At 52.8% G+C, this 23078-nt stretch carries 27 protein-coding genes, 1 tRNA gene and 1 pseudogene; 10 read left to right on the top strand and 19 right to left on the bottom strand.

Annotation, left to right across the window (positions count from 1 at the left end; genetic code table 11):
- Window positions 1–10: 10 nt before the first annotated feature.
- The 3 genes from ASE80_RS01445 (at window position 11) to ASE80_RS01455 (ending at window position 1565) form a co-directional block, all read left to right on the top strand.
- Window positions 11–883, top strand: a complete 873-nt coding sequence (locus ASE80_RS01445) for a hypothetical protein (protein ID WP_056857338.1) — start codon at window positions 11–13, stop codon at window positions 881–883.
- A gap of 175 nt (window positions 884–1058) precedes the next feature.
- On the top strand, window positions 1059–1271 hold the full coding sequence (locus ASE80_RS01450; RefSeq protein ID WP_056857339.1) for a cold-shock protein: 213 nt from the start codon (window positions 1059–1061) through the stop codon (window positions 1269–1271).
- A gap of 69 nt (window positions 1272–1340) precedes the next feature.
- Complete coding sequence (locus tag ASE80_RS01455; RefSeq protein ID WP_056857340.1) at window positions 1341–1565, top strand: cold-shock protein; 225 nt, start codon at window positions 1341–1343, stop codon at window positions 1563–1565.
- Between the two features lie 24 nt (window positions 1566–1589).
- Here the strand turns inward: ASE80_RS01455 and ASE80_RS31275 are convergent.
- The 6 genes and pseudogenes from ASE80_RS31275 to ASE80_RS01480 all read right to left on the bottom strand — a co-directional run.
- Window positions 1590–1885, bottom strand: a pseudogene (locus tag ASE80_RS31275) (histone deacetylase family protein); the annotation flags it as partial.
- On the bottom strand, window positions 1867–2634 hold the full coding sequence (locus ASE80_RS01460; protein WP_056857341.1) for an anti-sigma factor family protein: 768 nt from the start codon (window positions 2632–2634) through the stop codon (window positions 1867–1869). The gene ASE80_RS01460 and the pseudogene ASE80_RS31275, both read right to left, overlap by 19 nt.
- A complete protein-coding gene (locus ASE80_RS01465; RefSeq protein WP_056857342.1) occupies window positions 2631–3128 on the bottom strand; it encodes an RNA polymerase sigma factor in 498 nt (165 codons plus the stop codon). Before ASE80_RS01465 ends, ASE80_RS01460 begins: the two co-directional genes overlap by 4 nt.
- 60 nt (window positions 3129–3188) lie before the next feature.
- A complete protein-coding gene (locus ASE80_RS01470; RefSeq protein WP_056857343.1) occupies window positions 3189–3740 on the bottom strand; it encodes a tetratricopeptide repeat protein in 552 nt (183 codons plus the stop codon).
- 40 nt (window positions 3741–3780) lie between these two features.
- Window positions 3781–4332 (bottom strand): cytochrome b, encoded by a 552-nt coding sequence (locus ASE80_RS01475; protein WP_056857344.1) that lies wholly within the window; start codon window positions 4330–4332, stop codon window positions 3781–3783.
- A 143-nt stretch (window positions 4333–4475) separates the two neighbouring features.
- Window positions 4476–4730, bottom strand: coding sequence for a hypothetical protein (locus ASE80_RS01480; protein ID WP_056857345.1), 255 nt, complete (start codon window positions 4728–4730; stop codon window positions 4476–4478).
- Between the two features lie 274 nt (window positions 4731–5004).
- On the opposite strand from ASE80_RS01480, the gene ASE80_RS01485 reads away from it, so the two are divergent.
- Window positions 5005–5877: a DUF6216 family protein gene (locus tag ASE80_RS01485; RefSeq protein WP_056857346.1), complete on the top strand. Its 873-nt coding sequence runs from the start codon at window positions 5005–5007 to the stop codon at window positions 5875–5877.
- Window positions 5878–6261: 384 nt separating this feature from the next.
- Complete coding sequence (locus tag ASE80_RS01490; protein ID WP_056857347.1) at window positions 6262–7488, top strand: MFS transporter; 1227 nt, start codon at window positions 6262–6264, stop codon at window positions 7486–7488.
- Window positions 7489–7562: 74 nt separating this feature from the next.
- Here the strand turns inward: ASE80_RS01490 and ASE80_RS01495 are convergent, their stop codons facing one another.
- Window positions 7563–7829 carry a DUF6124 family protein gene (locus tag ASE80_RS01495; RefSeq protein WP_056857348.1) on the bottom strand — a complete coding sequence of 89 codons (267 nt, stop codon included), beginning with the start codon at window positions 7827–7829 and terminating at the stop codon, window positions 7563–7565.
- Between the two features lie 528 nt (window positions 7830–8357).
- Between ASE80_RS01495 and ASE80_RS01500 the strand changes: the two genes are divergently transcribed.
- Both ASE80_RS01500 and ASE80_RS01505 read left to right on the top strand, forming a co-directional pair.
- Window positions 8358–8597, top strand: a complete 240-nt coding sequence (locus tag ASE80_RS01500) for a type II toxin-antitoxin system RelB/DinJ family antitoxin (RefSeq protein WP_026013721.1) — start codon at window positions 8358–8360, stop codon at window positions 8595–8597.
- Window positions 8587–8874: a type II toxin-antitoxin system RelE family toxin gene (locus ASE80_RS01505; protein WP_056857349.1), complete on the top strand. Its 288-nt coding sequence runs from the start codon at window positions 8587–8589 to the stop codon at window positions 8872–8874. Before ASE80_RS01500 ends, ASE80_RS01505 begins: the two co-directional genes overlap by 11 nt.
- A 69-nt stretch (window positions 8875–8943) precedes the next feature.
- Here the strand turns inward: ASE80_RS01505 and hepT are convergent, their stop codons facing one another.
- Window positions 8944–9393, bottom strand: a complete 450-nt coding sequence (hepT, locus tag ASE80_RS01510) for a type VII toxin-antitoxin system HepT family RNase toxin (protein WP_056857350.1) — start codon at window positions 9391–9393, stop codon at window positions 8944–8946.
- The gene (gene mntA / locus ASE80_RS01515) at window positions 9383–9778 is read right to left on the bottom strand and encodes a type VII toxin-antitoxin system MntA family adenylyltransferase antitoxin (RefSeq protein ID WP_056857351.1); all 396 of its coding nucleotides are present in this window, start codon (window positions 9776–9778) and stop codon (window positions 9383–9385) included. Before mntA ends, hepT begins: the two co-directional genes overlap by 11 nt.
- A gap of 239 nt (window positions 9779–10017) precedes the next feature.
- Between mntA and ASE80_RS01520 the strand changes: the two genes are divergently transcribed.
- On the top strand, window positions 10018–11481 hold the full coding sequence (locus ASE80_RS01520) for a site-specific integrase (RefSeq protein WP_056857352.1): 1464 nt from the start codon (window positions 10018–10020) through the stop codon (window positions 11479–11481).
- Window positions 11482–11564: 83 nt separating this feature from the next.
- Here the strand turns inward: ASE80_RS01520 and ASE80_RS01525 are convergent, their stop codons facing one another.
- The 4 genes from ASE80_RS01525 to ASE80_RS01540 form a co-directional block, all read right to left on the bottom strand.
- Window positions 11565–12275 (bottom strand): hypothetical protein, encoded by a 711-nt coding sequence (locus tag ASE80_RS01525; protein WP_056857353.1) that lies wholly within the window; start codon window positions 12273–12275, stop codon window positions 11565–11567.
- A gap of 759 nt (window positions 12276–13034) precedes the next feature.
- Window positions 13035–13658 (bottom strand): recombinase family protein, encoded by a 624-nt coding sequence (locus ASE80_RS01530; protein ID WP_056857354.1) that lies wholly within the window; start codon window positions 13656–13658, stop codon window positions 13035–13037.
- Window positions 13659–13802: 144 nt separating this feature from the next.
- Window positions 13803–14018 (bottom strand): hypothetical protein, encoded by a 216-nt coding sequence (locus ASE80_RS01535; protein WP_056857355.1) that lies wholly within the window; start codon window positions 14016–14018, stop codon window positions 13803–13805.
- 293 nt (window positions 14019–14311) lie between these two features.
- Window positions 14312–14635 (bottom strand): hypothetical protein, encoded by a 324-nt coding sequence (locus tag ASE80_RS01540; protein ID WP_056857356.1) that lies wholly within the window; start codon window positions 14633–14635, stop codon window positions 14312–14314.
- Between the two features lie 314 nt (window positions 14636–14949).
- Between ASE80_RS01540 and ASE80_RS01545 the strand changes: the two genes are divergently transcribed.
- Entirely contained in the window at window positions 14950–15360 is a 411-nt protein-coding gene (locus ASE80_RS01545) for a hypothetical protein (protein WP_056857357.1), read from the top strand.
- Between the two features lie 1242 nt (window positions 15361–16602).
- Here the strand turns inward: ASE80_RS01545 and ASE80_RS01560 are convergent.
- Together ASE80_RS01560 and ASE80_RS01565 are read right to left on the bottom strand one after the other, a co-directional pair.
- Window positions 16603–17271, bottom strand: coding sequence for a hypothetical protein (locus ASE80_RS01560; RefSeq protein WP_056857360.1), 669 nt, complete (start codon window positions 17269–17271; stop codon window positions 16603–16605).
- Window positions 17272–17595: 324 nt separating this feature from the next.
- Complete coding sequence (locus ASE80_RS01565) at window positions 17596–17901, bottom strand: hypothetical protein (RefSeq protein ID WP_056857361.1); 306 nt, start codon at window positions 17899–17901, stop codon at window positions 17596–17598.
- Between the two features lie 108 nt (window positions 17902–18009).
- Between ASE80_RS01565 and ASE80_RS29685 the strand changes: the two genes are divergently transcribed.
- Entirely contained in the window at window positions 18010–18276 is a 267-nt protein-coding gene (locus ASE80_RS29685; RefSeq protein WP_082463545.1) for a helix-turn-helix domain-containing protein, read from the top strand.
- A 182-nt stretch (window positions 18277–18458) separates the two neighbouring features.
- Here ASE80_RS29685 and ASE80_RS01570 read toward each other — a convergent pair whose 3' ends face one another.
- The 4 genes from ASE80_RS01570 to ASE80_RS01585 form a co-directional block, all read right to left on the bottom strand.
- Window positions 18459–21017, bottom strand: coding sequence for an SIR2 family protein (locus ASE80_RS01570; protein ID WP_056857362.1), 2559 nt, complete (start codon window positions 21015–21017; stop codon window positions 18459–18461).
- Window positions 21018–21403: 386 nt separating this feature from the next.
- Window positions 21404–21493: transfer RNA gene (locus ASE80_RS01575), tRNA-Ser, on the bottom strand.
- Between the two features lie 83 nt (window positions 21494–21576).
- Window positions 21577–22290, bottom strand: a complete 714-nt coding sequence (purC, locus tag ASE80_RS01580) for a phosphoribosylaminoimidazolesuccinocarboxamide synthase (protein ID WP_017137340.1) — start codon at window positions 22288–22290, stop codon at window positions 21577–21579.
- Window positions 22291–22317: 27 nt separating this feature from the next.
- The gene (locus tag ASE80_RS01585; protein WP_056857363.1) at window positions 22318–23076 is read right to left on the bottom strand and encodes an MBL fold metallo-hydrolase; all 759 of its coding nucleotides are present in this window, start codon (window positions 23074–23076) and stop codon (window positions 22318–22320) included.
- Window positions 23077–23078 lie beyond the last annotated feature (2 nt).

Consider the following 23078-nt stretch of genomic DNA (forward strand, 5'->3'; position numbering starts at 1 on the left):
GACGATAAAAATGACTGATACCGGATCCCCGCATCGGCTTCTACGATGGGGGTTAAGCCTGGCCGGCTTGCTGGTCGTTGCCACCCTGGGATTCTTCGCCTGGCAAAGCTTCTACCCCGTCAGCGCCGCGACCGGCTGGAGCGTGCAAACCGTGCACCGTGACGTGCCCAAAGCCGCTTCATTGATGCCCATGCCGGATGGCTCGCTGATGATCAGCCAGGAGCTCAATGACGCCAAAGGCAGCATCGTGCGTATCCATCCCGATGGGCAACGCGATGTGGTGGTGGGCAACCTGTCCAAACCCGACGGCATGTTCGCCACCCACGGCGGCTGGGTCTTCAGCCAGGAAACCGGCAACGCCCCGGTCAGCTTTCTCAAGGATGGCGTGGTTAGCGAGTTGTTTCGCGGCGAAAACGTGCAAGGCCTGTGGGTTGAGGGCGACGACCTCTACGCCATCGAAGACCGCAAGGACAACGGGCGTCTATTGCGTTATCGCTGGAGTGACCAGTCGCTGACCGTCATACGCGACAAACTTCACGAAGGCGAATCCATCACCCGTTGCACCGATGGCAGAATGCTCTACACCGAAAAAAAAAAAGGCGTGGTGCGCGAGCTGACCGATGACGGCAGCGATCCGGTGGTGCTGTCGGGGTTGAACAAACCGACGTTTTTGATGTGCGATGAGCGCGGGTTGTGGGTGAATGAGGATTCGACGCACCGCGCGAGGTTGTTGCTGATTGATAAGCAGGGGCAGCAACAGACGATTTTGTCGTTTCTCAAGGCGCCGCAGTCGATTGTGCCGACGGATCGAGGCACTTATCTGCTGGCGGAAGGCGGGAGGAATCGGGTGTTGGAACTGACGCCTGCGACTCGTACACCTTAGCCATAAAACTTCGCATTATGTGCCCATTCCAGCGCCTTGGAACCTGTCATAACTCACAGTACCGTTTGTCCTGCCGAGCATTGACGCTGTGTCGTTTCAGGCCTTTGCTTATGGGTACCGCCGTCGGCATACCACCGGCTTTATGCGGATAATTTCGGCTTCGAGGATGAACACGATGAGCAACAGACAAACCGGCACAGTGAAGTGGTTCAACGACGAAAAAGGCTTCGGTTTCATCACGCCGCAGGGTGGCGGAGACGACCTTTTCGTTCATTTCAAAGCAATTGAAGTGGAAGGCTACAAAAAACTGATAGAGGGTCAGAGAGTTTCTTTCGTTGCCGAAAGGGGGCAGAAAGGCATGCAGGCAGCCCAGGTTCGTCTGGAGTAAGCCTTAGTTTTATCACCACTGCACCGGCCCCGAAACGGGCGACGCACTGCGCTGAAAAGGAGAACGGCCATGCCAAAAAAAACTCCACAAGCTGCACAATCCAACCGCAGTGCAACTCGTCAACAAACGACTGCCTACGATGAACAGGACATCTTCTTTCGCAACACCCCCTCTCGCCAGAGTGGGTTGGTGTTGCGAGAGGGGCAGGTCGTCACCTATGACCTGGTAAGAGGGCCTGGCGGAGAGTGGATGGCAGCCAATATCGAGATTGTCGAGGAGCCCCCGCTGAATTAGCGCTCCCACACCTGCGGGCTGCCAAAAAAACACCTGCGCATTACTGTCGAGCGTCTCCAGGTGATACCCGCCTTCCTGCACGATCACACACGGTAGCTCCCACGCTCTAATGCGCTCGCCCAGCCGTGCAAACCTTTTGCGCGTCCCAGCAAAGCCTGCGACACCAGGGTAAAAGTTGCTGGGGGCGCCGTGGATCGGCACATTCAGCACGTCGTCACGCGGGTAGAAAATCTCCTGGAGACCTAACCGTGGTGCATCTCGGTGTCGAGCACGGCGACGCGCTGCAGACGACTCACTGAGGTCAGGCCGGCAAGCGCCGCTCGACGCCACTGGCCATGTGCTGCAAATCCTCAACCGGGTTTCGCCCAATCAGCATGAAAGCATGGGCAGGATTGGCCCAATACACCACGTTCAGGCCTCGGCGCTGCTCGCTGGCCAGCGGCTGCACGCCCTTTTTACTGGCGGTGATGCACAATGCCAAAGGCCCGTGGCGTGGGTCGAGGTAGGTGAGCTGGCCAATCAACACGCCGTCATAGTCGAGGATCTGCGCCCGTCGGAATTCGGCGCCAGGCAGGCTCACGGACTCAGGCGATAACGACACGCCCAGTTGTGCGCCCACGGCGGTCAACTGGGCCGTGTGGGAGGCCGGGTCGAGGCTGAGGTTTTCCAGAGTCTGGGGCGTGTACAAGGCCATGTATTCGGCCACCGAGGCCCGCCAGCCTTGGCCGGGTTCAGCACGTTGCCACCCCATGAACAGGCGATCGGCGGCCACGCCGGCCACCGCGAAGCTCGCGGCCACGGCAAGGAAACCCCGACGGCTCCAGGCTTGGGGCGGTGCCGGTGGCAAGGCGTTGAGCATTGCGTGCAGGCGTTCAGTCGGGGCGTGTTCCAGCACCGTGTCGAAGGCAGCCTTGAACGGCAAGTCGGCGCAGCGCAATGTGTCCAGGCGTGCGGCAAGCGCCGGGTCAACGCTGGCCTGGTCGGCGATCCGTTGATGGTGGTCGGTGCTCAGTTCGCCGTCCAGATAAGCCACTAGCTGCTCATCGGACGGTGTGTCGGTGTGGCTCATCGCCGTTCTCCGTTGGCTGTATCCTGCTGGGCTGTTGGGGAGGCGACTTCGGCAAGCTTCACGCGGGCGGCCGCCAACCGGCTCATCACCGTGCCCATAGGTATCTGCAGGATTTCGGCAATTTCCTTGTATGAAAGCCCTTCGACATACGCCAAAAACACCGTTTCACGCTGCGCTTCGGGCAAGCCATTAACCCGCTTGATCACCTGCGCAGTGAGTATTTGCTGCTGTGCCTGGCTTTCACCATCAAACGACAATGCCTGTTCGGCATCGACAAACCCCTGCCCTTGGCGCACCCGTTGCGAGCGCAGTTCGTTGAGCCAGATCGAATGCATGATCGCCAGCAACCAGCGATCCAGGCGCGTGCCGGCCACGAATTGCCCGGCACGCTCCAACGCCCTTACGCAGGTGGCTTGCACCAGATCTTCGGCCAGGTGCTTTTGTCGCGACAACACCCACCCGTACCGCCATAACCGTGGCAACAACTGGCCCAACTCGCGGCGAAACTCAGCGTCCCGAACGATGGCTGCCTCCTGCGGACAGGTTCACGGCGTTCAAGCCTGTGGCGCAGCGGCGATGGCTGCGGCCAGGTCTTCGTATTCTTCGCAGGTGGTACTGCACAAGGCTTTGATTTTCACCAGTTGCTCTTGCGCCAGGTCGACCCGGCCCTTGATCACATAGGCCTCACCCAGGTACTCGCGAACCTGTGCGTAGTTGGGGTCGAGTGCAACCGACTTGAGGTAATAACCGATGCCCTCATCGGTGCGCCCCAGCTTGCGCGTGGCGTAGCCACGATAGTTGAGGGCCTTGGCGGTGTCGGGATTTTGCAGGGTGTCGAGCAAGGCCAGCGCCTCATCGAAGCGCCCGTCCTTGGCCAGGCGGTAGGCGCAATCGGTACGATCGGCATCGGAGGTGGCCTTGCTGGTTTGCAGCACGCACTTGCCGGTCTTGGTGTCCCAGACCTGGCCTTTGGGGCAGTTGGGCTTGGGCGGGGCCGACTCATCCCCGGACGCGTGGACCTGGCCTGCGAGCAAAGCGGCGGCCAGGCAAGCACCGAAGAACAGCGCGGTGCGGTAGGTAACGGGGTGTTGGTGGAGAGCTTTCATGGTTGTCTTACTCCGTAACAATAGGGAGGAAACATCACTGTTAAAGCGCATTGCGTGCACCCGGCAACATGCGGCGCAAGGTGCTGTCGCCCAGTACATAGTGATGCCAGAGCGCAGCAATGGCATGCACGCCCGCCAGCAGGATGATCGCCCAGGCCACATTGTTATGCAGGCCGCCCAAGGTGCCCCGCCAGGCATGATCGATCACAAAAGGCGCGGGCACGGCAAACAGTCCGAAAAAATTGAAGGGCTCGCCTTGAGCCCAGCGAAACAAAAAGCCCAACACCATCTGCGACACCAGCAACAGGTACAAGCAACCATGCGCCAATTTCGCCAGCAGGTTAAGCGCCGGGTGACTGTCGGGCCTGGGCCGATTGCCACCGAACATACGCCATGCAATCCGCGCGGCAATCAGCAGCGCCATGGCGATACCTAACGAGATATGCACCGATTGCAGGCCCTTGCGCAGCGGCGTGCCCTTCTCCAGATTTTCCCAGATATGCGCACTGGCAAACATGAAGATCACCACGGCGGCGGTCAGCCAGTGGAAGCTGCGGGTGAGGCGGTCATAGCGATCGGATGCTGTGTTCATGGACGTTTCCTGGGTGGTCTGTGGAGTGAACACCGCAGTGGCGAAAGTTATTCGGTGAGGGACGAATAATTTTTGCTGATAGTGAAACGAAGAAGCCCCGCCGCTGATTCAGCGACGGGGCGTTTTTATGCGGTTTTTATGACTCAGTTGCCACGCTCTTTGTTGGCTTGAGAGAGGACCGATGCCGCCAGGGACTTGGTCTCCTCACTGTATTTATCACTTTGAAGGGCTTTGCCGGCTTTTTCCTCCATGTGCGCGCTCGTCTGCTTATCCGTACCGGTCTGGGACAGCGCTGACGCGGCCAGGCTTTTGGCGATGGCCGAGGCGTTTGGATTATTCAGGGTTTCGGCGGCCAACGTCGCCATCGTGCTGGAGGTCTTTTTGGTGTTTTTGCTCATGGTGCATTTCCTTTGCGTTTGAGGGAAAACCTGCGAGTGAACGACTCGTAGTCAGAAGATAGTGAGTTAAATATCCGTTCGCAACGAACTGCCTGTAGCCTTTGTTTTTAAAATATGTAAGAAAGATTCCTGCGCTATGTAGTACCCGCCCAGTTCGATGCTCACACAATGATAATGTTTGAAAAGTCGCCTTGTTTTTATTAGATTTCCGCCCGGCCAGCCACGGCAACTTCGCCAGCGCGCCGCTCTAATAACCCTTCAAGGATGACCCTGCATGTCCCAACCTGCACTCAACGACAATATCGTCACCTGGACATTCCAAAACTACGCCGCCATCGTCGGGCTGCTCAGTGGCCTGGCAATATGTGCGCTGGTTTTATATATCTACTCACGCTCGGGCTCATTGATATTTCTGCGTGACTTGATGTGGCGGTTCTTCGGTGGCTCGACCACGTTTGAAAACCCAAAATATGAAGCCACCCGCAAAGACCTGCGCGAAGTTGAATACTATCGGTTCGAATTCAATATCCCCGCACAAAACCTGGAACACGCGCGGCAGGCGGATAAATGGATCACTGATAACCACTTCAGTTACAACGATGTGTCCAGAATCAGAAAGTACATTGACTGGAAAGACTTCACTCAGTTATCGCTTAAAGAGGCAATGATCACACCCTTTAAACGTAATTTGTATTTGGGGTTGGGCATCTTCTTCCTGGCGATTATCAGCATCACGCCGCCATTGGCTGACTCCAGCTACCTGATGGTGTCGTTGAAAAAAGCCGCGGACGTGCCGTCTTTCTATCTGTCGGAAAACAACGCCAAATTCCACTTCTGGCCCAGTGATACGCTGTCTGTGGACGAGTGCAAATCACCGACGGCACTGGAAAAATTCTATAACGAGGACTTCTCTGAAGGCACCATCAATACTATTTGCACGCTATTTCTTTCGCCCACCTACGTTGAAAACGTAAAGACCGGATTGAAAGAGCAAAAAGGCTTTTTGCTGTTCATCGCCTGTCTGTCGATATTTGCGGTTTTTTGTATATTGACCAAGCTCTCACGTTTGGGTGTAGCCAGGAAACTCCATGACCAGATGACCGCGCAGAGCACCCATACGCCCGCAGAGACCGCCGTTCAACCGTAAACACTGTCACTGTGGCAAGCAGGTTTGGTGTGGCAAACAGGCTCGTTGTGGCGAGCAGGCTTGCCCTGCGTTGGGCGGCGAAGCCGCCCCATCCCAGGCGCCCAGTGCCTGGAGGAAGATCGCGGTGGCAGGTTTCAGGGCCGCTACGCAGCCCAACGCAGGGCAAGCCTGCTCGCCACAACAAGCGTGCTCACCTCAAGACTATTCGCCACAGCAAGCCGGCTCACCGGCCATAAAGGCCGCCCCAGAGCGTCGAATCGATTGCACTGATGGTTATTATCGAAACGAGCGCCTGTGTGATTGCCAGCACCGGTTCCTATAATCGCCTCCACTTTCCCTCCCCTTCGCCTGGCTTCAGGCGACATTCCTTCTGGAACCGACACTATGCCAAGCCCCAGCCAGGCCCACAGCGGCCGTCCCGAACATAATCAACAAAGTGTCAAACAGCAGTGGCTGGCGATTCTCTCGGTCGCCGTAGGCGCTTTCGCCCTGGTCACCAGTGAGTTTCTGCCAGTGGGCGTGCTCAACGACGTCGCCAGCGACCTGGGCATCAGTGCCGGTCACGCCGGCCTGATGGTCACCCTGCCCGGCATCATGGCCGCCCTCGCCGCGCCGTTGCTGTCGGTGATCATTGGCAGCATGGACCGTCGTTACCTGCTGATCGGCTTGACGCTGATCATGATCATCGCCAACACCGTAGTGGCCTACGCCAGCGACTTCAGCCTGCTGCTGTTCGGCCGTGTCCTGCTCGGCATCAGCATCGGCGGCTTCTGGGCCACGGCCATTGCTCTAAGCGGCCGTTTGGCACCCAAGGGCGTGGGCGTAGCGAAGGCCACCTCGATCATCATGATGGGCGTGACCCTGGCCACCGTGCTGGGCGTGCCCGTCGGCACCTGGCTCAGCGGCCTGATGGGCTGGCGCATGACCTTCCTGGTGACCGCGATTGTGGGCGTGCCAGTGTTGCTGGCGCAGGTGTTCCTGCTGCCGCGACTCACTCCGGAAAAAGCCATCCAGATCCGTGACCTGCCGGCCTTGTTTATCAACCCACAAGCGCGGGTCGGCTTGATCGCCGTGCTGTTGATCGGCCTGGCGCACTTTGCTGCCTACACCTATGTCGCGCCGTTCTTCAAAAACAGTTCAGGCTTCGACGGCCCGACCATCGGCTCACTGTTGCTGCTGTATGGCGTGGCCGGCGTGATGGGCAACGTCTTTGCCGGTTTCGCCGCCAACCGCAGCGTGCGCCACACCCTGCTGCTGGTCGCGCTGATGATCGGCACCAGCACCGCGCTATTCCCTCACTTCGCCACCGGCATGACCGGCGCCGCAATGCTGATCGCACTCTGGGGCTTCGCCTTCGGCGCCTTCCCGGCCTGCGCGAGTATCTGGATGTTTGTGGTCGCACCTAAAGACGTCGAACGCGGCATGCCGCTGTTCGTTGCCCTGTTCCAGGTGATCATCGCCCTGGGTTCGTTCTTTGGCGGCCGGATCGTGGACCAGATGGGCAGCGCAATGCTCTTGAGCCTGGCCACGGCGCTGGTGGGGCTTGGGTTTGTGACCGTGCTGGTGTTGGGGCGTAATGTGAGTAATAGCTTGGCCGCGCAGCCTGGTTGATACGACTCGGTAACCACTAAAAAGCCTGCTGAGCATTGAGCTCGGCAGGCTTTTTTTTGTTTTAGGGTAGAGGGTTAGTCGCCTGGTTTATCCGCTGGGAAATGACGCTCAAGTGCAGCGTCCACCAATGCCTGAGCATTCTCGATCAATTGCGCCAGGCCCATGATCACGGGTGACTGCGTGCTGTCCGGGTCTTCGGCGCATTGGTAGGCGGTTTGAAGGGCGGATGCGAGGATTTCGGAGGCGTTGGCCAGGGCCTCTTCGGTGCCGACGTCGGCGCCTACGTGGAAGATTTTGCGAGGGGAAAACTCGGAATCAGAATCAGGGTTGGTCATGTTCATTTTGTAGCTCCTGTATGCAATGGGAGCTGTCACATTCTGCTGTCAAACAGAATCAGGTGGCAGCTATGCGCGGGTTGACAGACCGGTATACAGGACCCGGCGCACCCGAAGATGCCCCACGCACAGCCGCCATAAAACGACGTCACAGCAGAAAAGGGCCGTAATCGTATGGAGGTCGTACACCTGTAAATCGGTCTGTCAAAACCGGTCGCCATGAGGGCGACGGCGGAAGGTTATCGTCCTGCTTTGGCCAGTGCAAGCCCGTGCGGGAGCAGCAGAGCCAATGCCACCGGTAATCACGCTTATGGAAATGCCCAGTAATGAGTGTTCCCACAATGAAGCTTGTGTACCCGAGCCTCTGGGCTAGCCTAAAAAAGATCGCTGGTGTGCTGAGGAGCTTCTATGACACATGGACATTGTGATGCGCTAACAAGGGAGTATGCGAACGCCATACGTCCCCACAGGCTTGCCAATAAGCCCCTCTTGATCCAATGTAATGACCAATGTCATTACACGAGGATCTTTCCCATGGCGACTATAAGCATCCGTATCGATGACGACCTGAAAGCGCGTGCCTATCTCGAACTGGAAAAGCTCGGCGTTACGCCTTCCGAACTGATGCGCCAGGCCCTGCAATATGTGGCGGACCGCGGCCAGCTGCCTTTCAAGCCTGTTCTGATGACTGAGGAAGATGAAGCGTTGATGGCCACCGTCCGGGAACGATTGGCATCGCCTCAACGGGTAAAGGTTTCTATAGATGACCTATAGCCTTGATTTCGATGCGCGTGCATTGAAGGAGTGGCAAAAGCTCGGCGACACCCTTCGTCAGCAGCTCAAAAAGAAGCTGGTGGCCATCCTGGACAACCCACGTATTGAAGCCAATCGCCTGCATGACCTGCCCGACTGCTACAAAATCAAGCTACGCAGCAGCGGTTACAGGCTGGTTTATCAGGTGATCGATCAGGAAATCACAGTGGTGGTGGTGGCCATTGATAAACGGGAGCGTGATCAGGATTATCGTAAAGCGGGCGAGCGTTTGAGCTAGCAGTAGATCTGACATCCTTCGCAAGATAGCGCTCGGACAGAAAGCACACCGGGGCCAAGTCAAGCTCGCTCAAATGAGCCCAGTATCTGCGACAACCGCTGACTGCACTGCATCCTTAGTCAGGATAAAGGCGCTAAACGCCAGAAAATCACCTAAATGCTGAGTGATGATTGCAACAGTGATCGGCAACTGAAGCGTTTGATACTCATGCACTGCGATATTGCGGAAACCGACCATGTTTTTCAGGTTGGTCAGCAGAGACGATTGGACCCAACCGCCTCGTGACAGCAACTCAAACACGTCTCGAGCGCCCTGAGGAACACCCAGTCGTTCACGTCGAATTAGATGCTGCCCCATATCCAGAGCGGCTTCACACGCACGCTGAATATTAAGAATCGCCGCATCCTGACGGGTGAAGTCAGTAGCGAAACTGGCGGGGTCCTTGTCGTATTCCTCGCGAGCGCGAGCGACACAACGCTCAATGCTCGACGCTTTGTTAATGAGCACATCATCGACCATGCACTTTTCCTTCCTTCTGGATATCGGCCAGCAACCCTGCCCTTGCAGTGTCCAGCTCGGTTTTTTCGCTGAGGATGTAACTCTCGAAAATACCTGCCTGGCTGTCCTTGTTCCAGAGCCTGCGCCCTGTGGTTATGACTTGATATTGCATGACGGTGGACGCCGCCCGCAGGTCGAGTAAATCAACGGGCACCGCCACAATGTCAGCAAGCTCTCCAGCTAACCGCCACAACAGCAGCGGATCCACAGAGCCTGCAGCAAGCACTGCCAAGTCCAGATCGCTGTCAGCATGTGCCTCGCCTGTCGCCTGACTGCCAAAGATATAAACCGCCATCAGATCAGGAATACCGGCCAATAAGTGAGCCAACACTTGCTCAACGTTCATGTTGCGCCCCACGTGTCATCTGATGAATGACCGTAGCAGAAATCGCCTCGACATTTCTGCCCCAAACAAAAAACCCCCAACAACAATTAAGTTATCGGGGGTTTTTCGTTATTCAATAATGGCGGAGAGATAGGGACTCACCACACGCCACGGAAAAACCCAGAAACCATTGTACCACAAGGCTTTCCATGTGAATCTACGTAGAATCTTTACGTAGAATTGGCCGCTGGTAGGTGATCATGGCAAAGGCAAACAACCTAGAACTCCAAGGCGGCACGTACCACGTAAGGCTGGACGTTCCCAAGGACGTGCGGGAAGCATTTGGCGGTCGCCGGGTGCTATCCCAATCGTTGAAAACGGGATCGAGAGAAGAGGCCCTATACCGTCGCCTACCTATCCTTCACGCTTGGAAAAGTCAGATAAAAATCGCACGGCAAGGCAAACAGTTGCCGGATGGCTGGCAAGACAACGTAGCCATGATGGTTGAGCAACTTGACCAAATGGCGACTAGCGCCAAACGGGAAAGAATCGGCGAGAAAATCCCACTTCTGCCAGAGCCTGATCCCGAAGCGGTGAAGCAGGCGATGGAAAACCCGGAGGTAGTAGCAGCTCTTAAAGCGATGATTGAGCGCCGCAGTGGTGAGCCAATGGGGATGATCAGGCTTGAGGATGACCTAGCCGACATGTTCAAGGAGTTTGTGGGAAGACGACTTACCGAAAGTCACAACTTAACCCCTGACCAGAAGGACGAACTGGCAGTCCTGATCAAAGACCCTTCCAGTTACAAAGCTCGCTCCCCAATCACCAAGACACGTCTGGCAGCATTCCGCACATACCGCCTTGAACATCACGTGGCACTCAAGACGGTGAACCAGCAGGAAGCGAAGCTGTTGAGCCTATCGGACCATCTTCAACAATCCGGTAGTCCTCTCGACTTCGATGCAGTTAGCACTTGGTTGCAAGGTATGACGCTTAGTAGCAAAACCAAGCAGCAATACCTGCTCGCTGGTAGTCAGTTCTGGCAATGGGCTTGCACGCATGAACCGCAGTGGCGAAAGAACTATAAAGGCCAAGTTAACCCGTTCGAAAAACACACGCTACCCACCATCAAAGGCAAGGCAAAGAAGGAAGCAGCAAGGAAAGCTTTCACCATTGAAGAGATTGGCACCCTTCATGCGGCGGCAAAGGAGCAGGGCCTAAGCTCACTTGCAGACTTGATCCTGTTGGGAACCTACAGCGGTGGACGAATCGAGGAGTTATGCCAGCTTCGCACGGAGAACGTGATCACTGTCGAAGGCGTGACAATGTTCGATATCACGGACTCAAAGACTGTCGCTGGAATCAGACAGGTTCCGATTCATCCCAAGCTAAAGAGGCTCGTTGCTCGCCTTGCCGCCGCGTCTGCCGATGGGTTCTTAATACCATCCGAAAGCAAGAACAAATACGGCATTCGGTCAGATGCACTCTCCAAGGCGTTTGGCAGATTGAAAACGGCCAAAGGGTTTGGCAGTACGCACGTATTCCACTCGATCCGTGCGACGGTCATCACCCTGCTAGTGCGTGCAGATGTACCAGACAGATTGATCAGGGAGATTGCTGGTCATGAGTCGGGAACGGTGACGTTCGATGTATACAGCAAGGGCTCATCACCCAGACAGAAGCTTGATGCCATCAGGAAGCTACCCACGATGCCAAGCCACTAGCTGTCGCCTATATAAAATAGATATTGATGACAGATAGTGGCGAACAAACCATTTACGCGAAAGCATTGCCGCAAAGTTCTCGACTAGTCGAGCAGGTTTGAGACGCTATCGTCACCAAGCAGTTGCGGTGTTGTACTAGATGGGAGCCCCTCTGTGTGGGCATGGGTCCGATAAGATATACCGAAAAGAGCTTTGGCGACTTTTACAAGAGGCTCTGCGTTCTTGCCAATCGTGCCCGCTACTACGCTAACCTCGATAGCAAGGCAGTAAAGTTTATCTAGCTTGGAGAGCTTCTTGTGAAGCTCTTGCTGAACCTCTTCCAAACGCTTTAGCAAACGCTCCTTGTGATTATCAGTTAGCTCTTCACTTTTTGTGACTAGGTCACGGAGACGGTTCAACAAATCTTGCACTTCATTGAGGTCACCTTCAGTGAGCTCATAACCGAAGCTACCAGTAATCAGACGGTCAAAGCGCTGTTCCATTTCTGACTGACGCTGGACGGCCTTTTCACGCGCCAGAATACCCTCGATCTCCCGCTGGATGTGCATAACATACGTGTAGCCATCTGCCGCCCTACGTAGGCGGCCGTTAACAATCGAGGGCGGTACAGCAGTCGTTTGCAACAATCCACTTTTTACCATCGTGCCCAAGAGCAACGAAGTCTCTAGGAGGAGCGCACTGTGCGCATCAGCAGTCGCAGGCTTACTCCTTCCAGTCGCAGTACGACAAACTGCCAACCCGACGCCTATAGGATCCTCATTGATCCTCATCAGATACTCGTCCGAAAATTCCACGCCCTGCTCCTTAGACTGTTCGAAGTGCCATCATGACATACAGTTTCAACTGGGTTAACAACTTGAATGCCATCCACAAGTGTGCCCATACGATCAGCCTTTTTGGGATCAGCTTAAGCCTATTAAATCTCTAACTTTGATAGCGCTTCGCTATCGAGCACTTCATTCACGACGGAACGTCGAAGGGGTATTAACTTGAGAGCTACCGCTCTGGGGCAAATCAAGATCCAAAGCGGAGCTTTGATTTGTAGGGACACGTATGTAGGTATCTGTGGGCTGATCCAAGCCTTGCAGTGGTGTTACCGGCGTAGAAGGTCAAGGGTATTATACCAAAATGCCACTATCGTGTCGAGCAATATTTGTTGCAAGTCTTATCTGGACGTGGTAGCGATTCTTCTTTGTATAATACAACGTTATCTCTTGAGTTATATAAACCGCTCTAAATCAATACTTACAGCGCTGCTGTAGATGGATTTACCTAAGGGCTTTTTTCTGGGAAGTACCCTTCTCCGCCGAAAAATTCGGACCACCTTGACTGGTGTTTGGATTCGCCAGCCTGAAAACGATCATTGCACCCAGATAGTTGCCCTTGGTTTCAAGCAAGCGACCCTCAGGGGCTACCTGAACGCGAGCAAATGTAAAATAAACGCTGGACTAGGGGACACTGGGCTCGCTTCTGGCAGGCGCTGAGCTGTGTGCTGTCACTTGGTATCAAATGCAACGAAGCCCGCTCAAGGCGGGCTCTGTGGGGCGTTACAGTCAGGCTTTCAGTTCACGTTTGATCCGGTACACCGTTGCAACGCCACAATCTGCCAGCTTGGCTAAATCATTAGCCGATAAGGTTGGGTTCTTCACGATCAGTGCCTCTACCTTATTCCACAATTCGGCATTCTTGCCCTTACCGGCTGGCTTCCAGTCTGGTTCTCGCACTCTCTTGATGTGTAGACCTTGCCTGATACGTGCTACACGAGCGTCTTGATCAATCCTCGCCATTGCCGCCATTAAATCCACAAGCATGTTGTTGATCACCGTCATTACAGCACCTTCAACTCCACCAACTTGGATCAAGGCGTGGGTAGTGGGCAATGTCATTACAACGAGGCGCAGCCCCTTGGCCTCAATAGCAGCCTTGAGCGTGCCCCACTCCGCCTGTGTGAGCCTGCTAAGCCTATCCACTGACTCGCACAGAAGAACGTCACCCGATTGCGCCGCTTCCAGAAGCTTCATCAACGCAGGGCGATTGAGCTTGGTCCCACTGATGTTCTCGGAGTAAATGCCTGCAATGGCGAGGCCCTTCTCAGCAGCGAATGCCTCAAGGGATTCCTTGGCACGATTGGCGTCCTGATCCTTGGTGCTGGCCCTCAAGTACAAATGTGCATTCATGGCTGGCTATCCTTTAGTCTATTGAGATGATAGATCAATGATAAACTATCTGATAGCCAATAGTGGATAGGTATTTGATAGTGGAATCACCTATCGGACGGGTGGTTATCCGACTACTAGAGAAGTATACATCTTTGATAGCCGCTAACCACGCAAGGCCATGATCCCCCCGGCAATGCCACTGGCATTCCTGTCTAGCGCTTCAAGGGCCTCCACTGCTTGGGAATGTGCGTCACCCCCACCTTGAGATTTGACCCAGACGGCCAGCTCCTCAATAGACGCAGCAGTTGCCAACTGATTTTCCCAAAGCAGCGTCAACAGGTCGGCAACGAGGATAACGAGGTCTGATTTGGTAGGCATGGCGGGTCGTCCTTGAGCAGTCGTGCCAAGAGACTAGCCCACTGGCGAGCTTGCCGGGGCTGGATGTTGCCATTCTGTGGAAAACCGTGATTCGGTGCCAGAGTGGCGAATTCTGTGCAAGAAACCAGTTTTGATACTTAGCACAAGGTCGAACTTAGCCACTCTCCCCCACAAGCCACGGAAACACTGAGCTACAGACGTGCTACAACTCTCAAACTTGCATGGAACGCTTACAGCGGCCACAGGAATTGGGTGGGTTTAGCCCAGGTTGTTTGATAGTTTCGTTGAGGGTTTTACGAAAACCGAGCAAGGCTGTTAATTAACGCGTCGTAGGGGTCAGAATAAAAATACGTCTTACTAACCGGCTCCAAGTTGCCACACTGAATAACAAAAGAAGTCTCCTTGATCTTAGCGCGGTATATAGCCTCGTAAACTTCCTTTACAGCAGTGATCTGGGCACCTTCTGCGTCGCCACCCTTGAAAGCCTTTGTCTTGGCGCTACTGACATCAGGGCAGTCCTTCCAGCCGTGCCCTTCCAAATATTCGTCGAAGAGGTCGCGGTGTTCTGTAGTTGTGTTCTGTTTCAGGTCAAACGAAAGCAGTACGTTAGTGTTCATGGCATTACTCGGCAAGTGGTTGAGACACGAACATATACCTACTCAAAACACCTGTGCAAGTTTATTTTTTAGTGGTGCCACCCACGATAATCGTTATTAACGATCTTCTTGCGATTATTAACGGCAGCAAGACCGTTAGTTACGGTGAATATATACGCATAATAATTATCTCATAGACATTCTCTTGCTAAATTTCAATCCCATGGCAAGGGGTCCGCTTCATACGTCGCCGTATGCACCTGTAGCGCTGGCGGGGGTATGACACCACGGCGCAAGCATGGATAATCATGCCCACTACCAAGGAGAGCAAGCGAATGGAACGATTGAACGGGTGGCAAAGGCTGTGGGTGATGGTGAGCTTCCTGCTAGGCGTGGGAACCGTGATTGTCGTCTTCAACACGATAGAGACCGAAAGCCATCTGACGACTTGGTACAAGGCTGATCAGGTTATTCAGGAGATGGAGATGGAAAACGTCAAGAACAGAGACGCAGGTATCAAGCCTCGAAGCACCTACCAACAATCTAGCCAAACTTTGGCCCAAGTAGAGAAACGGATAAAAGACATAGACCAGAGGCATATACAGGATCTAAAAGATCTACCAGCGAAGCAGTTTATGCACGTCGCCATCTGGGCCGGGGTCTGGCTGGGAACGTGCATCAGCCTGTATGTGATGGGCTGGCTTATTGGCTGGGTGATTCGGGGCTTCCGCCCCAAGGCTGCATGACTGCCTACAGCTCGCGCTGTGCAGGCTCTCCAAGATGGATGAGAGGGCTATCACCAATCTGCACCACGTAAGCGATGGTGGGCAGGCGAGCATGGTGAGCGGCCTGCCTCAAGGCTTGGTCTACTTTCTTGGCAATGGGTGCCCGGTTCAATTCATCTTGGTAGGAGGTAGTCCAGACTGAGTAACCAGTTACTCGCTGCCAGCCTTGTTTGCGGAGTAACATTTCAAACCTCAAGCGCTGGAGGGCCGTAGCTTCCTTTAGCTGGGATATCGCCGTGCAATGCACCATTGAAATCTTCTCTGTGATGGACGCTTGCCCTAAGGGTATAGGACTACCCACAGCGCCGCTGTAAAGTCCAACTGCATTCATTGAACCCCCTACACTGTGGAAGGACCCATCATGAAATTCATCTGCACATTCACATTTCTACTGCTCGCCCAAGCAGCATATGCGGCTGACTCGGCTCCTGTCCCTGATCCCTACGGTGGCCCTGATAAGCGTCCAGAGAAAAGTGAGAATGTCACTGCCTACTTGAACGAAGACGGTACCTCTACCACCACGGCAGTGATCATTTACGCCGATGGTCATAAGGAATTCTGTATTACCCAAATGGTACGGCCTACAGCGGACCCACGGCGGTGGAAAGTCACCGGCAAGAACTGCACACGAATTCTCTCGTACCTCAAATAACAGACTGCTGGGTAGACGACTTCGCCAGTAGGGGCAGATAACCTCATAGCTTCCGCTATCGGATAATGTCAGTCTCTGTGCACCGATCAGCCAAGAGCTGATACACGGTCAAGGCGGATCAGCATCACAGCGGCGCTGTATAGTCATTCACCTTAACGCTTGTCTCCACCCCCGGTGGACGTATCGCCACAGGACTTCCTGTCCAACCGAAGCCATACATAAAGAAATCACCACAGAACCGCTCTTGCTCTTAGATTTTTCGTGCATAAACGAATGCGTTCGCATTCAGTAGTTCACCGTCATCGCTCGCTGACAACTGTTACTCATCACCTTCGGTGCAACAGATCAAGAGCAACGGCATTTTGGGTTATGGTGATGCTGGATATATTTACTGGTGGACTGATCCGAAATCGGGACGATACGAAGAACTTCACTCCCCAAGTGCGATTACACTTTAGTGCTCCGCACTGACGCTTTCTATATCCGACCGTATTTAATGTTCATACCTTTCGGTATGGGATCGTTCGCTTCTCTCTATATCCTACTGTATTTCAAGCACTCATTTCATCTTCATCAGGCCCATAGTACGCATCGATGAAATCTACCTCGTACTTTAGCCTTTCCATGACTTTTACGTTCCGGGATAGATAGAGGTCGATTCCACCTACGGCAAACTTCGCTGCTTTGGCGATACGACGAGCCTGCCTTTCCGATACGGGTTCAAAGCTACGTGTGCGAATCACGGACCTGACGGTTTCTGTACTGATCAGGGGTAACATGCACACCCTCCGTACATCCGAAGGTGAGACATTGAGGGTTCCATTGCTAGTCTCGCCAGAGGTGTAGCAGGCGCCGTAAACAAAGTCGTCCAACCACTGCATTTCCTCGGCGTGAGCCACTTGAATGAAAGGCGCAAGGGCATTCAAGAAAACCTTAGGCTTCGGTCCGCGTTTGGCCCTCACTGCATCCAAATCAATTACGTCATCTACAGGCAACGCGCTCGGTGCAAAATCTCCGACTACAACATAAGCAGCGGGATCAATCTGGAATCGTGTTTGTATAGAGCTTGCAGCGGGCTGTGGGATTTCATATACATCCGTCGTCGGAACGTATTCGTTCTTGGTGTATTCACCGAGAATTTCGCCAGTACTTTTGTTGATGACAGTTGCATCAACTACGATTGTAGTCACTTCAGCAACCGAGGGGCGCAGATCGTGCATGTATAGGTTCTCCTGTGGTCAGTTCAATTCATAGGCGAGTGCCTCGGGTAGTTTGCTGGGTCAAAATCCAGACGGCCGAAAACCGACGCCTGACATTGCACTGGGCAGTCGAGTTCGTTCGGTACTGGTTTTCTGGAAAGTGGCTAATATGCATTTTAAGACCATATCTGTCAAGCGACTTTACACCTTCAAGCTCCTGTAGTGCGATATGAGAGCCTTACTCTTGCTAGGCAGCCCAAACTTCGCCGTACAGCATACACGACGACCAAGAGGCCAGCAGAGGCTTACAAATCCAACTTCGCCCCCTTTCTTAGCCAACGTCACTCAGTGACGAGAGTTCAGATAGACGATAAAAACGATCACGACAATGATGATCAACAATACTTTGTTCTTGTATTGATCCTCGTTGCGAATAGCCTGGTACGCTTCCACGTCGGACTGGCCATCTTCTTTATGTTCTAGTATCCGACTGATTTTGTTATCAATTCTTCTGTTGTGCCTACTATTCTGCATGGCGACAAGAAACCAAAACACTAGCCACAACCCAGCTGTAGGTATGCATAGGAGTAGATGCAAAATGTGATTGGTGGTCTTCTTCTGGCCGTTCAGCACGTAGATTCGTTCATTCATGACTGCTTTCACCTGATAAACAAGGAAGGTTGAGCAGACAAAATATCTGAAATTCAGATATCTGAAAAGCAGATATAGCTTGGACAGCTACCCCCATAGCTGACGACCATGCCCAAAACGATCTACAGACACGAACACGCTGTGCTTATGTCATTGCTGAAAAAGCATCGGAAAGAAGCAGGCCTAACTCAGGTCCAGTGTTCGAAGGCGCTAAGGCGCCCACAGTCCTTCATGAGTGACGTTGAAAGCGGAATGCGCCGCATGGATGTTGTGCAGCTTCGAGATCTGTGCAGAGTCCTTGGGATCACGCTTACAGGGCTCGTAGTTGAGCTTGAAAGCGTTTTGCAAGAGGCCGATTCTGCTCCTTTGCCATAGGGCTTCTGCGTGTGCGGGGCGAATCCTCCATGGAGACCATGTGGTAACGAAGTTTTAGCCAACACAGTAGATATCAATTTGGTGGACAACCAATGTGAAAATTTATTATCGCGGACAATCGAAAATTCGATTGCCCTTCTAACAATAGTCATTCTAAAAAATATTATTTGAATTGTTTTTTCTCACGCCAATTCACGCTTCTGCAACCTATCGACTGCCAAGTGCATATTTTTGAGATAATTCTCTTCCAGCCCACCTAATGTTTTAAAAGCTTTTACGCGAAGTTTTGGATCAGAAGAATCCAAGTCGGAATCAGTTCGTTCAAGTTCTTTGGCCGCAACAGCACTAAAGCTTTCAATCATGGCAGGCATTGACAAAGCGATACTATCATTATATTCAGCCAACCCAAGGGCGACCAAATGTGAACGTACGGCCTGGGCCTTATTGGAGATTCGCGCACTCCATAAAAGCTCTGTAAATCCAGCCCCTTCGGAAATACCACCCAAAACAAGCTCAATCAACTGCACTAACCCAACATGACTAATCATCATCTCTGAAATGGAGCTATTCTTAAAGCCCAGAGCAATCTGCTGGAGCCTTCTATCTCCAGTCACGAATAATGTTTTCTCACCCTTACTTATATCCGAATCAAGAATGGACAACTGTATAGCATCATGCTCCATCAAAATTGGAGTTTTGCCATTGGTAAGTGAGCCAGCATATGCTTTTTCTAGACTGGAATAATACTCAGGGTATTTTGAGTTTTTATAAGAGTTTGTAATTTTAAACCCTTTAGCTATCAACCACGTACGCAACTGCCCTTCTGTATTATATGGAGCAAATCTTAACAAAAAATCCTTAAAGCTGATCTCTTCGTTATTCTCAACCCAGTTAGCATAGGCACCCACAAACACATTGAGATTCGTAACACCATTGTATAAAGCATCGCTACGAGCAATTTTTGCAAACTCATCACCAGCTTCTTCACAATATGCCAAAGCATTTTTTCGATGGCTTATAATTTCATTAAGGTATACTTGACAAACATTAAGATCCAATTTAAGCGCAGCAGACTGAGACGCTGACTTCAAACGTGATATAACTTCTTGATATACCTGATTGAAAGGATGCCCAACCACCAAGGCGGGCAAAAGAACGTTTGCATCAAAATAAATTGAACGCGGTAACACCGCATTATGCAATAGCGTTTTTTGTGGAGAATGAAAAGCCATCTCCATAGCAAAACTTATCCGCCCTAACTCTCCCAACAATTGAGACTCATCAGCAGAAGGATGGATAAGCATATTAGTAAACACACGAAGCAATCTTTCTCTATCATAAGCCGCTAGACTAAGAGAACACTCGTTAAAAACAGAATCAATCGCAATTATCTCCGGGGGCCTACCTGAGGCAAAAGACGCTCCCAAGTCCCACCCTCTACGCTTAATCAAATGATTAAAAACTATAACCACTTTATCCTTAATAATTGAATCAATTTTCCACCCTTCCTCCAAAAATGCACGACTAGCAATACTTTCACTCAAAGTATTTATTGCCGAATCCAAGGAACTTCCACCTATCTCCCCACCCCTCCACGAGTACTTAGCTCCCTTCTCCTTTGTTCCGCGAATTTTTACACACAACCCCTCATCTATGAGTGAAACCGTTGCTTTATTTAAAATATTTTCCGCATCACGCCCCTTTAAACCTAGTGCCAGTCTTATTTTCTCAAGTATATCTGCACGAGAAATAGCAGCAGGTGCAGCTTCCTGCAATAATGCAGAGACAATCCCCTCAAGCACAGCCTCTCTAAGGGCCATAGATGAGTCTTGAGTTTTCGCTCGTGCGTAGCATGCGGCCAGATAACGTTTAGTGGACTCAAAGGGAGTACGCACTGATTCAAAAGGTAGTTCCTCAACAACAGTTGAAAACCCATTAAATTCTTCTATGGAAGCCCATAGGGCAGAGTGATAATTTTCCGAATCGTATTTTATAACTTCAATATTTAATCTAGCAGCCTTCTGAAGAAACTCCGAACTTATGTCCTGAGGAAGAAGAGCCATGTGCCGCCCAGGAGAAGCCGCACCAAAACGTCGATCTAGATCTTCAAATATATGTCTAACTGCCGGATCATAGAACGAAAAACCTACAAACAATACATTTCGATTTACAAAGCAAGCCCTAAGTAAATCCTTGTAGCTATCATCCTCAAGCAATACCTTAAACTGACTTTCAGACAATATTATTGACTCTGCAACTTCCGCAGCACCGTGTATACGAGCAACAAAAAGGTCCTCTTCCCACTGAGCTTGCCTGAATGACATATCTCCATATTTAAAATCCAGTGCAGATAAATGCCTCTCAGCCGCGATAACCTCCAACATACTCCTGTCGAAATTTGTAGTCAAACAAGCACGAAATGGTAATCGAGCAATTGGACGAATAGTATCTATATTAAAAGTTTTAAGCTGTTGCCGAATCAACTTTCTTTTTTCGCCTTCTAGCATTTTTCTACTGATGTTAAAGTAGTCAACCGCCAATGTATATTCGCCTTCTCTAACACACTCTAACATTTGCTGAGTAGTTAGAGGATCAGATTGTCTCAACCCTTCTGCCATACTAGTGACTAGCTGCTTCCATGTCGGGAGGCCCGCACGTACTGAAACACCAGCTCCAATGAATATCACCGGATAGGTGGCTTCATTAAAAAATCTTTTTAGCGCCTCGGCAACTTCAGACATTCACATCATTCCTTGAATAAATTTTTATCGTGCAAAAGTAGCATTACTACCGGCATAACGCCATCAAACCCCGCGCAGGCAGGTTCAGACGCGCTAAAGACATTGACTGCGAGCTTTTCTACATTTGCTTGTCGAGAGGTTCACTAGGAACTTGGATGAAAACGCTGACACCGTGCGTGGCGGTGCTTTGGAGTCGTAGGCGTAGCACCCCCTGTAGCCCTACAGAGCGCTAGCAAATGATGAGAACACACGAGGAAGCCCTACTGGCAAAAACGTTTTAGGGGAAACGGAGGGAGGCGGGGCGATGATTTTTACGTAGAATCTTTACGTAGAAACCTGAAATGCAAAAAGCCCCGAGACCTTGATCTACGGGGCTTTTGTAAGTATGGCGGAGAGATAGGGATTCGAACCCTAGGTACCGGTGAAGGTACAACGGATTTCGAATCCGTCCCATTCGGCCACTCTGGCATCTCTCCAACGGCGCGCATCATAACAGTGTGTTTCGCGAAAGCAAACCAAAAAATCGATTTTTTTCCGTGCTATCAGATGCTTGCGTCGATTACAGCGGTACGCCGAGACGGTTGGCGACTTCTTCGTAGGCTTCGATGACGTCACCGAGGCCCTGGCGGAAGCGGTCTTTGTCCATCTTCTTCTTGGTGGCTTTGTCCCACAGGCGGCAGCCGTCCGGGCTGAATTCGTCGCCCAGGACGATAGTGCCGTCGTGGAACACGCCGAATTCGAGTTTGAAGTCGACCAGCAGCAGGCCTGCGTCGTCGAACAGCTTGCTCAGCACGTCGTTGACCTTGAGGGACAACTCTTTCATGCGTACCAGTTGCTCAGCGGTGCCCCAGCCGAATGCCACGACGTGGGATTCGTTGATGAACGGGTCGCCCTTGGCGTCGTCCTTCAGGAACAGTTCGAACGTGTAAGGGTTGAGCTTGAGGCCCTCTTCCACGCCCAGGCGCTTGACCAGGCTGCCGGCGGCGTAGTTACGCACGACGCATTCGACCGGGATCATGTCGAGCTTCTTGACCAGGCACTCGTTGTCGCCCAACAGTTTGTCGAATTGGGTCGGAATGCCGGCCGCTTCGAGCTTTTGCATGATGAAGGCGTTGAACTTGTTGTTCACCATGCCTTTGCGATCAAGCTGTTCGATGCGCTTGCCGTCGAACGCCGAGGTGTCGTTGCGAAACAGCAGGATCAGGCGGTTGGCGTCGTCGGTCTTGTATACCGACTTGGCTTTGCCGCGGTAGAGTTCTTCACGTTTTTCCATGATGGGCTCCGCTTGCTAAATGGTGGGCTAGGCGATGTGTCGCCAATCGAGCCCTGAATCTTGATCGGCCAGTTGCAGCCAGTCCGGGTCGCACCCGAGGGTGTCGACAAAACATTGCCGCGCAAGCGCAGGCAGGTTGTTCTTGCTGCTCAGGTGGGCCAGGACCAGGTGTTGCAAGTCTTGCCAGCCCAACTCATACACCAGGTACGCCGCCTGGTGGTTGTTCAAATGTCCCAGTTCGCCGCCTACCCGCTGCTTGAGAAAGTAGGGGTAATGACCACGTGCCAGCAGGTCGCGGCAGTGGTTGGACTCGATCATCAAGGCATCGAGGTCACGGTAACCGTCCAGTACCCTGGAGCAGTAGGAGCCCAGGTCGGTGAGTACGCCGAAACGCCGCTGACCGCCACTGAATACATACTGCGTCGGTTCCTGGGCGTCGTGCGCTACGGCAACTACGTCGATGCTCAACGCACCGACCTGCAGCGTCTCGCCACCGGCCAGGAAACCTGCGGGTTCTATGGGTTTGCGCATCCCGCGCAAGGTGCCGCGACTCAGGTACACCGGAAGATTGTAGCGCCGAGACAGCAAACCCACGCCATGCACGTGGTCGGCATGTTCGTGGGTCACCACAATTGCGCTCAGCTGCGAGGGGTGAACCCCCAGGCGCAGCAGGCGCCGCTCGGTTTCTTTTAACGAGAAACCACAATCCACCAGCACATACGTGTCGTCATGTGCGACCAGCGTGCCGTTCCCTTGGCTACCGCTGCCGAGAACGGCAAAACGCATCG

Source organism: Pseudomonas sp. Leaf15, assembly GCF_001421425.1.
GTDB classification, from domain to species: domain Bacteria; phylum Pseudomonadota; class Gammaproteobacteria; order Pseudomonadales; family Pseudomonadaceae; genus Aquipseudomonas; species Aquipseudomonas salomonii.

Coding starts and splice junctions, on each gene's coding strand:
- ASE80_RS01445 (WP_056857338.1), top strand. CDS start 11: ATGACTGATACCGGATCCCCGCATCGGCTTCTACGATGGGGGTTAAGC.
- ASE80_RS01475 (WP_056857344.1), bottom strand. CDS start 4,332: ATGAACACAGCATCCGATCGCTATGACCGCCTCACCCGCAGCTTCCAC.
- ASE80_RS01480 (WP_056857345.1), bottom strand. CDS start 4,730: ATGAGCAAAAACACCAAAAAGACCTCCAGCACGATGGCGACGTTGGCC.
- ASE80_RS01485 (WP_056857346.1), top strand. CDS start 5,005: ATGTCCCAACCTGCACTCAACGACAATATCGTCACCTGGACATTCCAA.
- hepT (WP_056857350.1), bottom strand. CDS start 9,393: ATGGTCGATGATGTGCTCATTAACAAAGCGTCGAGCATTGAGCGTTGT.
- ASE80_RS01545 (WP_056857357.1), top strand. CDS start 14,950: ATGGAACGATTGAACGGGTGGCAAAGGCTGTGGGTGATGGTGAGCTTC.
- ASE80_RS01450 (WP_056857339.1), top strand. CDS start 1,059: ATGAGCAACAGACAAACCGGCACAGTGAAGTGGTTCAACGACGAAAAA.
- ASE80_RS01500 (WP_026013721.1), top strand. CDS start 8,358: ATGGCGACTATAAGCATCCGTATCGATGACGACCTGAAAGCGCGTGCC.
- ASE80_RS01530 (WP_056857354.1), bottom strand. CDS start 13,658: ATGAATGCACATTTGTACTTGAGGGCCAGCACCAAGGATCAGGACGCC.
- ASE80_RS01570 (WP_056857362.1), bottom strand. CDS start 21,017: ATGTCTGAAGTTGCCGAGGCGCTAAAAAGATTTTTTAATGAAGCCACC.
- ASE80_RS01535 (WP_056857355.1), bottom strand. CDS start 14,018: ATGCCTACCAAATCAGACCTCGTTATCCTCGTTGCCGACCTGTTGACG.
- ASE80_RS01585 (WP_056857363.1), bottom strand. CDS start 23,076: ATGCGTTTTGCCGTTCTCGGCAGCGGTAGCCAAGGGAACGGCACGCTG.
- ASE80_RS01505 (WP_056857349.1), top strand. CDS start 8,587: ATGACCTATAGCCTTGATTTCGATGCGCGTGCATTGAAGGAGTGGCAA.
- ASE80_RS01540 (WP_056857356.1), bottom strand. CDS start 14,635: ATGAACACTAACGTACTGCTTTCGTTTGACCTGAAACAGAACACAACT.
- ASE80_RS01490 (WP_056857347.1), top strand. CDS start 6,262: ATGCCAAGCCCCAGCCAGGCCCACAGCGGCCGTCCCGAACATAATCAA.
- ASE80_RS01560 (WP_056857360.1), bottom strand. CDS start 17,271: ATGCACGATCTGCGCCCCTCGGTTGCTGAAGTGACTACAATCGTAGTT.
- ASE80_RS01460 (WP_056857341.1), bottom strand. CDS start 2,634: ATGAGCCACACCGACACACCGTCCGATGAGCAGCTAGTGGCTTATCTG.
- ASE80_RS01470 (WP_056857343.1), bottom strand. CDS start 3,740: ATGAAAGCTCTCCACCAACACCCCGTTACCTACCGCACCGCGCTGTTC.
- ASE80_RS01565 (WP_056857361.1), bottom strand. CDS start 17,901: ATGAATGAACGAATCTACGTGCTGAACGGCCAGAAGAAGACCACCAAT.
- purC (WP_017137340.1), bottom strand. CDS start 22,290: ATGGAAAAACGTGAAGAACTCTACCGCGGCAAAGCCAAGTCGGTATAC.
- mntA (WP_056857351.1), bottom strand. CDS start 9,778: ATGAACGTTGAGCAAGTGTTGGCTCACTTATTGGCCGGTATTCCTGAT.
- ASE80_RS01495 (WP_056857348.1), bottom strand. CDS start 7,829: ATGAACATGACCAACCCTGATTCTGATTCCGAGTTTTCCCCTCGCAAA.
- ASE80_RS29685 (WP_082463545.1), top strand. CDS start 18,010: ATGCCCAAAACGATCTACAGACACGAACACGCTGTGCTTATGTCATTG.
- ASE80_RS01520 (WP_056857352.1), top strand. CDS start 10,018: ATGGCAAAGGCAAACAACCTAGAACTCCAAGGCGGCACGTACCACGTA.
- ASE80_RS01455 (WP_056857340.1), top strand. CDS start 1,341: ATGCCAAAAAAAACTCCACAAGCTGCACAATCCAACCGCAGTGCAACT.